Origin of the sequence: Streptomyces sp. NPDC014734, assembly GCF_043083325.1 — a bacterium.
Classification (GTDB): Bacteria; Actinomycetota; Actinomycetes; order Streptomycetales; family Streptomycetaceae; genus Streptomyces.
In genome coordinates, this window is sequence record NZ_JBIBYN010000001.1 from 170,151 (window position 1) to 184,719 (window position 14,569).

A 14,569-nucleotide genomic window follows, 5' to 3' on the forward strand; every position below is an offset into this window, starting at 1 on the left:
CCCGCGCACGACCGCGGGAATCACCAACGGACGGCCGCGAAGTCGATCTCCCGGGGCCGCAGCAGGGCCGTGCGCTCCGCCAGGGCGCGCAGCCGCCGCGACATCTCGTCGGCGTCCAGCCGGTGCCGGTCGCCGTGGCCCGGCAGCACCCACTCGAACCGCAGCTTCCCCGCCGTCCTGGCCAGGGAGGCCGCCAACTCCTCGATGGAGTACCAGGTCACGCTGTCCACGACCTCCAGATCACCGGTCGTGCGCGACCAGTAGAAACTGTCGCCGCTGAAGCAGTACCGGTCGTCCGCGAGGTAGAGCACGCTGCCCTTCGTGTGTCCGGGCAGCGGATGGGCCGTGACACCCTCGCCGATCTCCACGGGGTCCAGTCCCCGGATCACCCGGTCCGCGTCCGGTGCCGCGTCGAGATCGCCCTCGTGGATCCACATCCGGGCGCCGAAGTGGTCGGCGTAGCGGCGCCCGTGCGCGACGTGGTCCCTGTGGGTCAGCAGCACATCGGTGACCGGACCGTTCGCCGTGTACCGTTCCGCGAGCCCGGCGCTCCAGCGCGGGGTGTCGATCATCATGAACGTGCCGGAGGGCCGCCGGAGAAGGTAGGAGTTGGCCCCGGCGGTGCGGGGGGAGTTGTGCCCGCACAGCAGCACTCCGTCATCCGTTCCGCGGCCCGTGCCCCCGTCCACTCCGTCGCCCACTCCGTCTCCCGCAGCGTCGTCCGCGCCGTCGTCCGCGCCGTCGTCCAGCGCCATCGGAAACGGGTCGAGCATCGGGTCCGTCCTCCCCGATCCCGGCCGGATCGAGCGGGTGTGGCAGGCGAAGGCGGCGGCGTGTAAGCGCCGGGCCTCCGCCGCGCCATTCGGCTGGCGCAGGATCTTCGACCGCCCCTCCTCCTCCCCGATCAGCTCGGGCGCGAACTGGCGGGCGACATCGCAGTTGGTGCAACGGTCGTCCACGTACCAGTCATTCATGACGATGCTCCTCACACGTCCACGGGTACGGCCCCGTCGAGGCCTCCGTTCCATGGATAACCCACGCTCGACCGGAAGTGGTAGGCCGCGCAGCCCCTCAGGAGCGCCCGGCCCGCCTGCCCGTCCCGGCGGCTCCTCGGGGGCCGGTGGGGGACATCCCCGAGGTGTCTCCCCTACGGGAGGTACGGGAATTTCCGACCCGGTCCCGGGGCCTTCCCCGATTCGCGTCTCCGGCTGTTGTGGCCCCGGTCGGACCACTGCCAGGGTCGCCCGGGGCACACCCCCGTGCCTCTCACCCGAGATCCTCCAAGAACCTCGAAAGACATTTCATGCGATTACTTTTCAGGACGCTGGCCGGAGCGGTCACTGCCGTCCTACTCGCCGGGGCGTCGGCGCCGGGCGCAGCGGCTTCGACGGCGGGCGAACGGGCCACGACGCCGGTTCCCACAACCTCGTTGCCGGTTGCCACAGCCTCGACGCAGGTTGCCGCGACCTCGACGCCGGGCACCGGGGTGTCCGACGCGAGCCGTCCGGGCGGGAACCCGACGGCACGGGACACCATCGACTGGAAACCGTGCCCCCAGGACACCTCGGCGGACTGCGGGACCCTCCGCCTGCCCGTCGACTGGGCGCGTCCCTCGGGCGAGCGGTTCGATCTCGCGGTGGCGCGTCGCAGGGCGACCGATCCGGATCGCCGGGTCGGCGTGCTGCTGGTCAATCCGGGCGGACCGGGTGCGTCGGGGGTCGACTTCGCCGTGGCCGACGCACCGGCCTACTTCAGCACGGGCGTCCAGGAGAGATTCGACATCATCGGCTTCGATCCACGAGGGATCGGGCGCAGCCGACCGGTCGTGTGCTCGGGGGAGTTGCTGGACCGGCGCCCGTCCTCGTACCCCCGCGACCAGGCCGCGTTCGATCAACTCGCCTCCTTCAACCGCGCGTTGCAGGACGACTGCCGTCAGCACAGCGGCCCGATCGCCGACCACGCCGACACCCTGGCCGTCGTCCGGGACATGGAGGCGATCCGCAGGGCGCTGGGCGAGGAGAGGATCAACTACTTCGGCCACTCCTACGGCACGCTCATCGGCGAGCAGTACGCGGAGCAGTACGGCGACCGGATCCGGTCCATGGCCCTCACCGCGAACATCGACCACAGCATCGGCCTGCGCGACTTCCTCGTCTCCTCGGCGACCGCGGCGGAGGACTCCTTCCACGAGTTCGTGAAGTGGTGCGAGTCGAACCCGTCCTGCGCACTGCACGGCCGTGACGTCACCGCCGTGTGGGACGGACTGCTCAACAGGGCGGACCGGGGCGAGATCACCGACCCGGAGAACCCCGGCCGGCTCCTCGACGCACACACGATCACCCTCTCCGCCTTCCAGACCTTCTACGGCCCCAACCGGTCCGGACTCGCCTCCTACGTGGCGGCTTTGGACGCGCAGCGGCCCGCCCGGCAACAGCGCACCCGTCCGGCTCGACCGGAAACGTCACCGGGCGCATCACCGGAGACACCACCGGAGACATCTCCGGCAGAACGGCAGCGGACGAAAGCCGAGCCGTTCCACGCGGTGTTCTGCCAGGACTGGCGGTTCCGGCCGAAGGACTACCAGGAGTTCGCGCGCCTCACCGAGGCCGAACTGCGGGCCGCGCCGCACATGCGCGGCGCGCCGCGCGTGCACGACGCGGTCGCCGGGTGCGTCGGCCGTCCGGACGAGGTGAACAACCCGCAACACCGCCTGCGCATCACCGAGGCGCCCAGGATTCTCATGCTGCACTCGCGGCACGATCCGGCGAACCACTTCAGCTGGGCCTCCGACGTGCACCGGCAGACACGCGGGACGACCGTCCTGCTGCCGTACGAGGGAGCGGGGCACAGCGTCTACGGTCGCAGCGCCTGCACGCGCGGCGCCGTCGACGCCTACCTCACGGAGTTGAGCATTCCGAGCGCCGGAAGCGGGTGCCCTCCCGCCGGCTGAGGGCCGACCGCGGGGACCGGGCCGGAGCGACCGCCAAAAGCGCCGCGCGGTCGTCGGCAGACAGGTCGGCACCGAAGGGCCGGCCGTGACGGGGGCACGCCGCGGATCCCCACAGTCCTGAGCGCGGTCGGCAACGTCCGGTGGCCGTTGCCGACCGCCCGCCTCCCCCGCGCCGCACGCTCACCGTTCCCGTCACCTGAAAAAAGTTCTACCGACGCCCCTCCGTTTCCGCAGCTCACCGAAGCGCGAATGGGTCTAGACCACTAACGAACCGGAAAACCGTTTACCGCGCACCCCCTCCTGTGGCTCACTGTGTCGTGTTCGCGTCAATCGGACGCGCGTAGATCCCGTCTCCGGGAAGCGCGGCCGATTCCTCCTGACCGGACGCACGCCGATCTTTCTGTTCGCCGCGCGGCTCCCACACCGGCGCGTCGAGATCCACCGCACCGGAAGTTCACTCGGCACCACGCAATCCCACCCCCCACCAAGCAGGAGGAAACCTTGTTCCCCCGGAGCCTTTCCCTCAAGTCCACCCAGCAAAGAATCACCGCGGCCGGTGTCCTCGGCATGAGCGCCGCGCTGACCCTCAGCCTGATGTCGGGCACCGCTTCCTCGGCCCCGCTGCCGTCCGACGGCGCCGTGCCGGTGGGCAAGGGCTACATGGGCGTCGGTTACGTCCAGGACAGCAAGGACTTCAAGCCGGACACCCGGCAGTTGCACCTCGGTGCGAAGCCGGACGCGAACCTCGCGGCGAACCCCGTCGGAATCGACGTCTCCAGCTGGCAGGGCGGCATCAACTGGGGCTCGGTCCGCGGCGCGGGCATCGAGTTCGCCTGGATGAAGGCGACCGAGGGCACCACGTACAAGGACCCCACGTTCAGCGCCAACTACCTGGGCGCCTACAACGCCGGTGTGATCCGGGGCGCGTACCACTTCGCGCGGCCCGACGTGTCCGGGGGCGCGGAGCAGGCGAACTTCTTCGCGAGCAACGGCGGCGCCTGGTCCCGCGACAACCTGACGCTCCCCGGCGTACTGGACATCGAGGGCAACTGCTACGGCAAGACGGCCGCGGCGATGCAGTCCTGGATCCTCGACTTCTACAACACGTACAAGGCCCGCACCGGCCGCGACGTCGTGATCTACACCAGCCCGAGCTGGTGGAACTCCTGCACCGGCGGCTGGACCGGCATGTCCGCCAGGAGCCCGCTGTGGGTGGCCCATTGGACGGACGCGGGCAGCCCCAGCATCCCGCAGGGCTTCCCGTTCTGGACCGTCTGGCAGTACACGTCCACCGGCTCGGTGAGCGGCATCTCCGGAAACGTCGACCGCGACCGCTTCAGCGGCGACCGCTCCCGTCTGCTGGCCCTGGCCAACAACACCCCGTGACCTCGGGGCCCCGTACCCCATGACCGGCGCCGGGGGCTCACGCTCCCGGCGCCGGTCGGCGTTCCGGGCCGGAACGGCCCGCCGGGGCGGGCCGGGGCGGAACGGGCTGGGCGGGCCGGACAGCCCGCTCCGACCCGATGGCCAGGAGTCCGGTCCCTGCCGACGGCCCGGCCGGGCGCCACGACAGTTCGCGAAGGAGCACGTCATGAGCTCGACACCCCACTCAACACCCCACTCGACTCCGCACCCCCTCAGCAGGCGCGGCGCCCTGCTCGCCGGAACGGCGGCCCTGGCCGGCGGACTGGGACTGGCGCTGGGACCGGCGGGCCGTACGGAGGCGGCCGTACGGCTTCCCGAGGGGTGGCGCTCCCCCTCGTCCGCCCTGACCCCGGCACAGCGCGCCGGGCAGTGCGTCATCCACTCCTACCCGGGGCTCACGCCTCCGGCCCGGCTGCTGACCGCGATCAGCGAGGGCCGTACGGCCGGGGTGATCTTCTTCGGCGAGAACATCAAGAACCTGGCCCAGATCGAGGGCGTCATCCAGGAGATGAACGAGGCTCACGCCTCCGCTCCCGTGAAGGCCCCGCTGCTCCTGATGACCGATCAGGAGGGCGGCCTGGTACGCCGCCTGCCCGGCGAGCCCGTACGGTCCGCCAAGGACGTCGGCGCCTCCAATGACCCTGTGGGGCAGGCGGAGTTCACCGGCAGCGGGGCCGGCATGAACCTCGCGGGCGTCGGCATGAACGTGAACCTCGCGCCGGTGCTCGACGTGTACCGGACGGCCGGGGACTTCACCGACCAGTACGGCCGCTCGTACGGCAAGGACGAGGAGGCGGTCGGCGCCTGCGGCTCGGCTTTCATCACCGCGCAGCAGAACGCGGGAGTGGCGGCCACCGCCAAGCACTTCCCCGGTCTCGGCCCCGCCTCCGCGAGCCAGAACACCGACCTGGGCCCCGTCACTCTCACCACCTCCGCAGCCACCCTGCGCGGCGTCGACGAGGTGCCGTACCGGGCCGCGATCTCGGCCGGGACCAAGCTGGTCATGCTGTCCTGGGCCGTCTACCCGGCCCTGGACGCCGACCGGCCCGCAGGCCTGTCCCCGACCGTGGTCGGGGAACTGCGGAACCGGCTCGGCTTCCCGGGCGTGACGGTCACCGACGCGCTGGAGGCCGGAGCGCTCCGGACCTACGGCGGCACGGCGGAACGTGCGGTACTGGCCGCCGCCGCGGGCATGGACCTGATCCTGTGCTCGGCCCGCGACACCGCCCAGGGGGAGGAGGCGGTGACCGCGTTGAGCGACGCCCTGACGGCCGGGACGCTCGACGGAACCGCCTTCGACGCGGGCGCCGCACGCGTCAACTCCCTGCGCAGCGCCCTGTCCTGACCGGACACGACGACACCCGAACGCACCGTCCGGGCCCCTCCCCCTCCCACCCGGGTGATCGGCAGATCACCCGATCACCCGGGTGCCGGACCGGCCGCCCGCCCGACCCCCCTCTCCCGGAACAACGCGGACCGCCCCACGACGGCCGCCCCCTCCGCCCCCGGGCACAACCCGCCCCGGGGCACCTCGAACTCGCACCACACCACCTTGCCGGGGTTCCGCTCCCCCACCCCCCACTTGTCCGCGAGCGCCGCCACCAGCAGCAGCCCCCGCCCGCCCTCCGCGTCGGCCGCCCTTTCCGGATCGACCGGGGCGGCCGGGCGGACCTCCCCGCCGCCGCTGTCGTGGACCTCGATGCGCAGCACACCGTCGGCGGGCTCCAGCCGCATGCAGACCAGGTACCCGCGCCCGGGCGGAACGCCGTGCAGCAGGGCGTTGGTGGCCAGTTCGCTCACGCAGAGCACTACGTCGTCGACACGGGACTCGCACGCCCAGTCGATGAGTGCGGTGCGCACGAACTGCCGTACGAGCGGCACGGACCGCCGTTCGCGGCGCCGGAAGGTCTCGCGGAAGTGGGGGAGTTGAGTTGCTCGATTCACTCCACCAAGGTCACACAACGTCACTAGCGTTGAGCAGCGCGTGCGAGAGTACATCGCGCATGTACGACCTATGACGGGTCGGTACGGGTACGGAGCGGGGAGAGGCAACTCCATGCAAGCAGCGAAGAGGACCAAGCGGATCACGTCGTGGCACGTCATCGGCGCCCAGGTGGCGACGTTCCGCAAGGCGGCCCGGATGACACAGGCGGCACTGGCCGCCCGGTGCAAGGTGGGCGAGGACACCATCGCGTCGATCGAGCAGGGCCGCCGCCCGCTCCAGCTCGACTTCGCCATTCTGCTCGACCACATCCTGGACACCAAGGGGGTGTTGAAGGTCGCGGTGGAGAAGGTCCCGAAGAAGGAACGCTTCCCGGCGTTCGTCCAGGACTACATGGACTACGAGCAGGAGGCGCTGACCCTGCTCTGGTACGAGAACCAGGTGGTGCCGGGCCTGCTCCAGACCGAGGAGTACGCCCGCTTCGTCTTCACCTGCCTCTACCCGCCCCTCGAAGAGGACCAGTTGGAGGAGTGGGTGGCCGCCCGGCTCGACCGGCAGCGGCTCCTGGAGCGCAGGCCCCGCCCGATGCTGCACTTCATCCTGGAGGAGAGCATCCTGCGCAGCGAGATCGGCGACCCCGCCATGGTGCGGGAGCAGATCGCCCATCTGCGCCGCTGCATGGAACTCCCCTTCCTCGGCCTCCAGATCATGCCGATGAAACTGCCGAAGCACGCGGGGTTCGCAGGTCCCATGGTGCTGCTGGAGACCCCCGACCACGACCATCTCGCCTACGTCGAGGGGCAACTGACCAGCTACCTGCACGACGACCCCGACGACGTCAGTGTGCTCCAACAGATTTATGGGATGCTTCGTTCGCAGGCGCTTTCCGTCGAGAACAGCGCGCGCCTACTGGACGAACTGCTTGGAGAGAAATGACCCGCGCAGCACACCCGGCCCCCCGCACCACCGCCCTGACTTGGTTCAAGTCCAGCTACAGCAGCAGCCAGGGCGGCGCGTGCCTCGAAGTCGCCTACGACTGGCACAAGTCCAGCCACAGCAGCTCCCAGGGCGGTGACTGCGTCGAGGTGGCCACCCACCCCGCCGCCGTCCACATCCGCGACTCCAAGGTCACCGACGGGCCCGTCCTCACCGTCCCGCCCACCGCCTGGACCGCATTCCTCGCCGCCACCGTCTGACCCAACACCCCCGCCCCTCCGCTCCCCCTCGGCCCGTCCCCCGGGCCGAGGTGTCGGCAGGCTTCCCACCCGCCGCCGAACCCCGCATGCTGGTCTCACCCGAGCCCCCGTCCACCACCCGGATGCACCGCTGGGAGAGCCCATGCCCCACACCACCCCCCTCGCCTGGTTCAAGTCCAGCTACAGCAGCGGCCAGGGCGGCGCGTGCCTCGAAGTCGCCTACCACTGGCACAAGTCCAGCCACAGCAGCGGCCAGGGCGGCAACTGCGTCGAGGTGGCCACCCACCCCGCCGCCGTCCACATCCGCGACTCCAAGGTCACCGACGGCCCCATCCTCACCGTCCCGCCCACCGCCTGGACCGCATTCCTCGCCGCCACCACCCGCTGAACCAGCACCCCGGACGGCTCCACGACCACGCCCCACCCCCTCCGACCGGTCGCCCCCGGCATCACCCCACCCCGTCACCCCACCATGTCGGTCACCCCACCGGGTCGGCCTCCGGCCCGGCGGCCGTACCGCGCCGGGCTCGACGACGCCGCACGAGGTACCGCGCCAACGCCGCCACCCGCTCCATCACGAGAGCTGCCGCGAGCACCCTGGCCCAGGTCGGACTGCCACCACTGGCCGCCGTCCACCCGAAGAACAGGATGTGCAGGCACATCCCCGACGGCCGCTCGAAGAACGCGTCCCTCGGATTCACGGCCACCGATCGCCTCCCACTCTCCCGCTCGCCACCCTTCGCCCCCACCGCGCCGAACCGCCCCATCCGACCGCACCGACCGCACCGGACGCACCGGACGCACCGGACGCAGGCATCGAGGAAGGGTCGGAGCACCATCTTCCTCGCGCCCGGCTGCCATTGGCCCGCCGGGTCAACCAAGAGTGCCCACCCGTACCTGGCGTCAGGGGCTCCCCGCAACGTATGCAGGAGAGTCGACGAACCGACCCGGAGACGAGACTCCCTTGTACACGAACAGCCACAAGGACAAGCACGAGAGCGAGCACGGGCGCGTCACGGTCGTCAAGGGCGCCGACGGTCACACACCGGACCGTACAACGGCACCGGCCCTCACAACGGCCCCCGACCGCACAACGGAACCGCCCGCGCGACTCCGCGACCTGTCGGGCCTCCAGGACACCGTCGGCCATGCCGCCGTCGTCCAGATGCTGCGCCGGGCCGGCCACCCGTGGGCCCAGGAGGAACAGCCGCACACCGACGACCACGACCTCGACCACGACCGCGACCTCGGCCACGACCACGACCACCAACGGGCCGAACCCGCCGTCCCCTCCGTCCAGCGCTCGGCCGTCCACAACGTCCTGCGCTCCCCCGGACGCCCCCTGGATTCCGCCACCCGCTCCGACATGGAAGCGCGCCTGGGCGCGGACTTCTCCGACGTCCGCATCCACAGCGGGGCCGCGGCGAAGGCGTCCGCCGCCGAAGTCGGCGCCCGCGCCTACACCTCCGGCAGCCACGTAGTCATCGGTGACGGCGGTACGGACAAGCACACCCTCGCCCACGAACTGACCCACGTCATCCAGCAACGCCAGGGCCCGGTCTCCGGAACGGACAACGGGTCGGGCCTTCGCGTGAGCGACCCCTCCGACCGCTTCGAACGCGAGGCCGAGCAAGTGGCCCGCACCGCGCTGGCCCAACCGACGCCCGGCCAAGGCCCTCATCCGGCGGCCGACGCATCCCGCGCCGCGCCGGCCCAGCCGGGCACCGCCCTGGTTCAGCGAGCCCTGGCGACACAGATCACGGCGAGCGGCAAGGAAGGCGAGGAGGAGGCGGTGGGCGATGTCATTTTCTTCGGCCGCCCCGAGTCCACGCACTCCCAGACAGCAGGCGACCACGGCACCGCTTATGTCGTCGTGCACGAGGGAGTGCGAAATAAAATCCGCGGCAAGAACGCGAAAGCGGCCGGAGAAGAGGTGTACCAACTCTTCAAGCAGGCGCAGCAAACGGCGGCGGCAAATCTCGCAGAGGGCGAAGAACAGTGGAATAAGAACGAGCAGCTGATGAAAGAGGAATCCACAGAGCTGGAGCGCCTCAATATTTTACGGACGAGTGAAAGCGACGAAAATTGGGGCATGTCCGGGCTCCAGGAAATGATCAACGCTTACCTTCAATACCAGGATGCACTGCCGCTGTCCACGTTCAACACGAAGGGAAAGAAGAAGTCCGGGAAGGGAGACGGCGAGTCCAGGCACCACAGGGCACTCCTGGGCTACCCCGACAACAATCTGACCAAGGATGAACTACAGACATCGATCCTCGCACTGCTGGACATAGGAGCCGTCAGGTATTACATGGAAAAGCAGGAAAAGACGGATGAGACCAAAATAGTGGACATCGTCACGAATCGGCACATTGCAGAGATCGCCGGAACCTACGGTGACAAGGTCATCACCGGCGCGTGGGCTGATACACAGGGTGCCAGCAAGGTGATTACCGCCGCACTGCGAGGCGAGGAGAGCACAAACAATCCCGCACCCTCGACGGAAAAAGTTTCCGGAAAAGACGATGAGGCGGCCGGCCAACCGAAAATGGCAGTGCAAATCGTCACCAAGGACGACGGCACGATCGACAAGTTGCTGTCGGAGGGGCGGCCTTTGACTCAGTTCGCCTCGTCCGAGGGCAACGGCGGTCACACGATCGCCTGGACAGTGCACATCGACTACGTCGAGGCGTGCCTGAAGGGCAAGACGGCCACCCAGGCCATTCATGACGAGCTGGACGGCCTGGTTTCACATGTCGGCGCCCTGACGCAAGGACTCAACTCCCCTGCCCTTGAGGATGCCTTCTCCGGCTTCAGGATGGGGCCACGGAGATCCAATCGAGCGCCAAAACCTGTGAAGAAATATGCAGCACTCGAGGAAAACGACGCGCTGAGGGAGGCCGACAAGGCCGTACAGGAAACACTGGAGAACAATACCAAAACGGCCGATGAGCGCATGACGAATGCAGTGAAGGCCGCAACAGAGGGAAATACGATACTGATACTCGCGTTGCAGGCGGCAGTATCCGCCATCCTGGCACGTATCAATCTCATCCCCGGTACAGCTTACCTGGGCCTCAGCTCCAAGGGAGATGCGGAAGGAATTCACCGCGGCTACTTGAAGGGCAAGCGCGCACAGACTCACCCAAAAAATACCACGCAGGACAAGGAGGACTCACGGAAATCTATTTTCGGATTGCTGCAAATCCCCCGCGACCATGACGATTCAAAGCGTATTGCCTTGATGGATCAGCACCTGAGTACGGTGAAGATCGCCTACCCGGATGCCTACAATGCAGCAGAGTTTGAGAAAGATTCAACAGAAGAGATATTGAAGGAGTACCGGAGCACGAAGGACAACAAAAAGGGCGGTGACCCCGTTTTTGGTCCCCCATAAATAATCTTCGGGTCGCCCTGGGCGGAATTCCGAGCATCCTCGTACCACCGCCGCGTGGCTTCGGGACGCACAGCCTGCGGCACCCACTCCCGTGCAGGGCCGCGCAGTTCGGCGGCCGTCTGCCGCCACGCACCGGCCAGACCGGTGCGGGAGGCGGGGCGGGTCGCCGCCAGTCGAACGGACGTTTCGCCTTCGCCTCCCTCGGTAGCGAACTGATCGCGCTGCACAACGTGAGGGAATCGGCCTGTTGTGATCTATCGAGGTGTTTCGTCCAGGACACATGATGCCCGTCAACGATCACGAAGCAATGGAGGTACGTGTGACCACCGCTACCGTTCCCTGGGGCCTCACCCGTATGAGGCGCTACCCGGACGCCGTATCCCTGCCCGGTGCGACCGTGACTGTCGACCCGGTCACCCAGACCGGCCGGTGGATCGGCCCGGACGGAGACGTCCTGCCCGCGACGGCGCGGCACAAGCGGTCCGAGACCAGCAAGGAGACTTCGACGAAGACGAGTCTGGACGGCGCCCCGGACCAGGGCAGCGACCAGGAAGGGGACACCGATTGAGAAGCGGCCCTGTTCTCGTCGTCACCCAGGCACACGACGCGACGGCGGACATGGTCATCGAGGAACTGAACCGCCGGAGTGTCCCCGTCATACGACTTGACCCCGGAGATTTCCCCACCGGTCTCACCGTCACCGCCCGCCTCGGCCAGGACGGCCTGCGGGGGGAGGCACGGACCGCCACCCGTGTAGCCGACCTCGACGGAGTCCGTTCCGTGTACTGGCGGCGGCCCCGGCCGTACACCGCACCACCCGGTCTGGATGAGCAGACCACACGGTGGTGCCGAGAAGAGGCACGCTACGGCCTCGGAGGGATTCTCGCCGCACTGCCCGGCGCCCACTACGTCAACCACCCGTGGCGCAACCGGGACGCCGAGCACAAGCCCACGCAACTCGCCACCGCGGCCACATGCGGGTTCAGCATCCCGCCCACCCTGTTGACCAACGATGTCGACGCAGCGAAAGGCTTTGCCCACGAACACGGCCCGATGATCTACAAACCGCTACGGAACACCGACTACCACGACGCCGACGGCCGCGCCCTGACCGTGTGGGTCGAGGAAGTGGTCCCGGCCGATCTGACCGGCACGGTCGGGCTGACCATGCATTTGTTCCAGAAGCGGGTGACCTCCATCGCGGACCTTCGGGTGACAGCCGTCGGTGAGAAGGTGTTCGCCGTCAGGATCGACGGCTCGCCCGGCCTGGACTGGCGACGCCACTACGACAAACTGTCATACACCCTCATCGACCCGCCGCCACATCTGGTCAGGAGCATCCGGAGCTACCTCGACACGTTCGGGCTGGTCTTCGGGGCTTTCGACTTCGGCATCGATGACGAAGACCGGATCTGGCTGTACGAATGCAACCCGAACGGGCAGTTCGCCTGGTTCCCGGCTCCCATAACCGACAAGATTGTCTCGGCCGTCGCCGACCGGCTCCATCACGCAGGAGAGCACCATGCCCGCTGACCCCACCGCACTCCGCCTCGCCCTCGCAGATGACATCGCGGCCGGCAACCCAGCACTCGATCCCGCCTGGCCTGACGCCGTCGCCGCCGTCCCGCGGGAACTGTTCGTCGACAACGCCCTCTTCCGTCACGCCGGGAGCGAATGGACGCCCGTACACCAGACGGAGACCAGCGACGACGAGTGGCTGGGCATGGTCTACACCGACCGGACGTGGGTCACACAGATCGACGGGCGGGACGCGGCCGACGTCGAAGGCCCGGTCACCGGCAGCCCCACGTCCTCAGCCACTCTGCCCTCCCTCGTGGTACGCACAGCCCAGGTGGCGGACCTCCAGCCGGGACACCGCGTCCTTGAGGTAGGCACCGGCACCGGATACTCCACCGCTGTCCTGTGCCACCGGCTCGGAGCCAAGAACGTCGTCAGCATCGAATACGACACGGGCCTGGCCGCCACCGCCGCAGCCCACCTGCACGCCGCCGGGTACACACCCACCCTCGCCGCAGGAGACGGCCTTCGTGGCTGTAGGGAGCACGCCGACTACGACGCGATCATCGCCACCTGCTCCGTGCGGTACATTCCCCCGCACTGGTTCTGGCAACTCACCGATGGCGGCTCCATCACCACCACGATCTGCGGATGGATGCAGGCAGCCGGTCTGATCCGTCTTGTCCTCGACGACGAAGGAACCGCCCACGGGCGGTTCACTGCCGACAACATCACGTATATGCTCGCCCGTCCCCACGAGCGGCCCCCGTCCCCGCTGTTCTTCAAGCTCGACGGCGACACCACGTCCGCCTGTCTGGACCCGGAGCTGCTTCAGCGGTGGGAGGCACGGTTCGTCGCCCAGCTCGCGGCCCCGTCCGCCGAGCTGATGGAAACGAACTCCGGCATCATCCTCCGCGACGTCGCCACCGGGTCGCAGGCATGGACAGAGCCGAAAGGAACAGGCTGGACCGTGCACCAGCACGGACCACTCCGGCTGTGGAACCAAGTCGAAGACGCACTCATCCAGTGGCACGGATCCGGAGCACCCGACCTTGCCGAGTTCGGCATGACAGCAACAGCCGAATCCCAGACCGTGTGGATCGGTTCACCTCAAGGCCCCCACTGGCAGCTACCCGTCTGATTTTCTGGCCGGCAAATCAGAAGGAGGACCGCTGATCAGCGCCGCGTCAGAAGAACAGAAACGACGTGTGTGCAGCCCTGGGGGTTGATGAGCAAGGAGCCTTGACCCAGGATCTTGGACACACGAGACACTGGATCCTGCGGAACTGAGAACGGCCATCTCGTGGTCATGAAGAACTACCCGCCGGAGTTCAAGGCGGACGCGGTCGCGCTGTACGAGTCACGGCCCGACGCGACGATCAGGTCGGTCCGCGCAGCAAGGACGCACACGGTTCGACCGGTACATCCGGGACCTGCGCGTCACCCTCCGGTGACGACCAGCGGTTACGGGACAACCTCTTGGGCCTGTGTCAGTCCCGATCTGTCCGTGCGGGTCGGACTAAAATCACCGGATGATCTTCATCGTCGTCAAATTCCCGGTTCGGCCCGAGCACGCCGACTCCTGGCTCTCCCACGTCGACACGTTCACCCGGGCGACCCGCGCCGAACCCGGGAACCTGTGGTTCGAGTGGTCGCGCAGCATCGAGGAACCCGACACCTATGTGCTCGTCGAGGCGTTCCAGGACGACGCCGCCGAGGCCCACGTCAACTCGGACCACTTCCGCGCCGCGATGGAGACCATGCGTCCACTGGTCCAGAGGGCGCCGCAGATCGTCAGCACCACGATCGCGGGCATCAGCGGCTGGGACAAGATGGGTGAGCTCGGCATCGACTGAGATGCCTGCCGGATGGCCTCTGACCGGGCGGCCATGTCCTGGCACGCACGCTTCCGGGGTTGCCGGCATGACCGAGTAGCTCCGCCGGACGCACTTCACGGTCCTCACCGAGTCGTTCGACGCGCAGGTCATGTGCCGCTTCCTCGCCGGCGTCGTCGGGAGCTTCGGCCGGAAGGCCCATCCGGTCACCGACCGGCACTCGGCCCGCCACCCGGAAACCGTCCGGTCCCGGCTCGCGGCAACAGCTCCTGGCGCTGACCGCCGTGCGCATCCTCCACACCGGAC

Annotated in this window: 13 protein-coding genes and 1 pseudogene; 11 read left to right on the forward strand and 3 right to left on the reverse strand. The window is 68.4% G+C overall.

Translation table 11 applies throughout. From position 1 onward, the window contains the following. Positions 1-20 precede the first annotated feature (20 nt). Positions 21-974: an MBL fold metallo-hydrolase gene (locus tag ACF1CT_RS00825; RefSeq protein WP_391781581.1), complete on the reverse strand. Its 954-nt coding sequence runs from the start codon at positions 972-974 to the stop codon at positions 21-23. A 455-nt stretch (positions 975-1,429) separates the two neighbouring features. On the opposite strand from ACF1CT_RS00825, the gene ACF1CT_RS00830 reads away from it, so the two are divergent. The 3 genes from ACF1CT_RS00830 (at position 1,430) to ACF1CT_RS00840 (ending at position 5,720) form a co-directional block, all read left to right on the forward strand. Next, positions 1,430-2,950, forward strand: a complete 1,521-nt coding sequence (locus ACF1CT_RS00830; RefSeq protein ID WP_391781582.1) for an alpha/beta fold hydrolase — start codon at positions 1,430-1,432, stop codon at positions 2,948-2,950. Positions 2,951-3,517: 567 nt separating this feature from the next. Beyond that, positions 3,518-4,336: a GH25 family lysozyme gene (locus ACF1CT_RS00835; RefSeq protein ID WP_391782148.1), complete on the forward strand. Its 819-nt coding sequence runs from the start codon at positions 3,518-3,520 to the stop codon at positions 4,334-4,336. Between the two features lie 205 nt (positions 4,337-4,541). Continuing rightward, on the forward strand, positions 4,542-5,720 hold the full coding sequence (locus ACF1CT_RS00840) for a glycoside hydrolase family 3 N-terminal domain-containing protein (RefSeq protein WP_391781583.1): 1,179 nt from the start codon (positions 4,542-4,544) through the stop codon (positions 5,718-5,720). A gap of 182 nt (positions 5,721-5,902) precedes the next feature. Here the strand turns inward: ACF1CT_RS00840 and ACF1CT_RS00845 are convergent. Beyond that, positions 5,903-6,319, reverse strand: a pseudogene (locus tag ACF1CT_RS00845) (ATP-binding protein); the annotation flags it as partial. A gap of 112 nt (positions 6,320-6,431) precedes the next feature. Between ACF1CT_RS00845 and ACF1CT_RS00850 the strand changes: the two are divergent. From ACF1CT_RS00850 to ACF1CT_RS00860, 3 genes are all read left to right on the forward strand, one after another. Beyond that, the gene (locus ACF1CT_RS00850) at positions 6,432-7,253 is read left to right on the forward strand and encodes a Scr1 family TA system antitoxin-like transcriptional regulator (protein WP_391781584.1); all 822 of its coding nucleotides are present in this window, start codon (positions 6,432-6,434) and stop codon (positions 7,251-7,253) included. Further along, positions 7,250-7,513 carry a DUF397 domain-containing protein gene (locus ACF1CT_RS00855; RefSeq protein ID WP_391781585.1) on the forward strand — a complete coding sequence of 88 codons (264 nt, stop codon included), beginning with the start codon at positions 7,250-7,252 and terminating at the stop codon, positions 7,511-7,513. The genes ACF1CT_RS00850 and ACF1CT_RS00855 overlap by 4 nt, the downstream gene beginning before the upstream one ends. Before the next feature lie 142 nt (positions 7,514-7,655). Further along, entirely contained in the window at positions 7,656-7,901 is a 246-nt protein-coding gene (locus ACF1CT_RS00860) for a DUF397 domain-containing protein (protein ID WP_391781586.1), read from the forward strand. Positions 7,902-7,992: 91 nt separating this feature from the next. Here the strand turns inward: ACF1CT_RS00860 and ACF1CT_RS00865 are convergent, their stop codons facing one another. Further along, positions 7,993-8,220 carry a hypothetical protein gene (locus tag ACF1CT_RS00865; protein ID WP_391781587.1) on the reverse strand — a complete coding sequence of 76 codons (228 nt, stop codon included), beginning with the start codon at positions 8,218-8,220 and terminating at the stop codon, positions 7,993-7,995. A 257-nt stretch (positions 8,221-8,477) separates the two neighbouring features. Here ACF1CT_RS00865 and ACF1CT_RS00870 point away from each other — a divergent pair, with 257 nt between their 5' ends. The 5 genes from ACF1CT_RS00870 (at position 8,478) to ACF1CT_RS00890 (ending at position 14,284) form a co-directional block, all read left to right on the forward strand. Continuing rightward, positions 8,478-10,910: a DUF4157 domain-containing protein gene (locus ACF1CT_RS00870; protein WP_391781588.1), complete on the forward strand. Its 2,433-nt coding sequence runs from the start codon at positions 8,478-8,480 to the stop codon at positions 10,908-10,910. A gap of 319 nt (positions 10,911-11,229) precedes the next feature. After that, positions 11,230-11,478 carry a putative ATP-grasp-modified RiPP gene (gene tgmA / locus ACF1CT_RS00875; RefSeq protein ID WP_391781589.1) on the forward strand — a complete coding sequence of 83 codons (249 nt, stop codon included), beginning with the start codon at positions 11,230-11,232 and terminating at the stop codon, positions 11,476-11,478. Continuing rightward, positions 11,475-12,443, forward strand: coding sequence for an ATP-grasp ribosomal peptide maturase (gene tgmB / locus ACF1CT_RS00880; protein ID WP_391781590.1), 969 nt, complete (start codon positions 11,475-11,477; stop codon positions 12,441-12,443). The genes tgmA and tgmB overlap by 4 nt, the downstream gene beginning before the upstream one ends. Further along, entirely contained in the window at positions 12,433-13,569 is a 1,137-nt protein-coding gene (tgmC, locus tag ACF1CT_RS00885; protein ID WP_391781591.1) for an ATP-grasp peptide maturase system methyltransferase, read from the forward strand. The genes tgmB and tgmC overlap by 11 nt, the downstream gene beginning before the upstream one ends. Positions 13,570-13,960: 391 nt before the next feature. Next, positions 13,961-14,284, forward strand: coding sequence for a putative quinol monooxygenase (locus ACF1CT_RS00890; RefSeq protein ID WP_391781592.1), 324 nt, complete (start codon positions 13,961-13,963; stop codon positions 14,282-14,284). Positions 14,285-14,569: the final 285 nt, after the last annotated feature.

Excerpts from the sequence above, each read along its gene's own strand:
- ACF1CT_RS00825 (WP_391781581.1), bottom strand. The coding sequence starts at position 974 with ATGAATGACTGGTACGTGGACGACCGTTGCACCAACTGCGATGTCGCC.
- ACF1CT_RS00835 (WP_391782148.1), top strand. The coding sequence starts at position 3,518 with ATGAGCGCCGCGCTGACCCTCAGCCTGATGTCGGGCACCGCTTCCTCG.
- ACF1CT_RS00840 (WP_391781583.1), top strand. The coding sequence starts at position 4,542 with ATGAGCTCGACACCCCACTCAACACCCCACTCGACTCCGCACCCCCTC.
- ACF1CT_RS00850 (WP_391781584.1), top strand. The coding sequence starts at position 6,432 with ATGCAAGCAGCGAAGAGGACCAAGCGGATCACGTCGTGGCACGTCATC.
- ACF1CT_RS00855 (WP_391781585.1), top strand. The coding sequence starts at position 7,250 with ATGACCCGCGCAGCACACCCGGCCCCCCGCACCACCGCCCTGACTTGG.
- ACF1CT_RS00860 (WP_391781586.1), top strand. The coding sequence starts at position 7,656 with ATGCCCCACACCACCCCCCTCGCCTGGTTCAAGTCCAGCTACAGCAGC.
- tgmC (WP_391781591.1), top strand. The coding sequence starts at position 12,433 with ATGCCCGCTGACCCCACCGCACTCCGCCTCGCCCTCGCAGATGACATC.
- ACF1CT_RS00890 (WP_391781592.1), top strand. The coding sequence starts at position 13,961 with ATGATCTTCATCGTCGTCAAATTCCCGGTTCGGCCCGAGCACGCCGAC.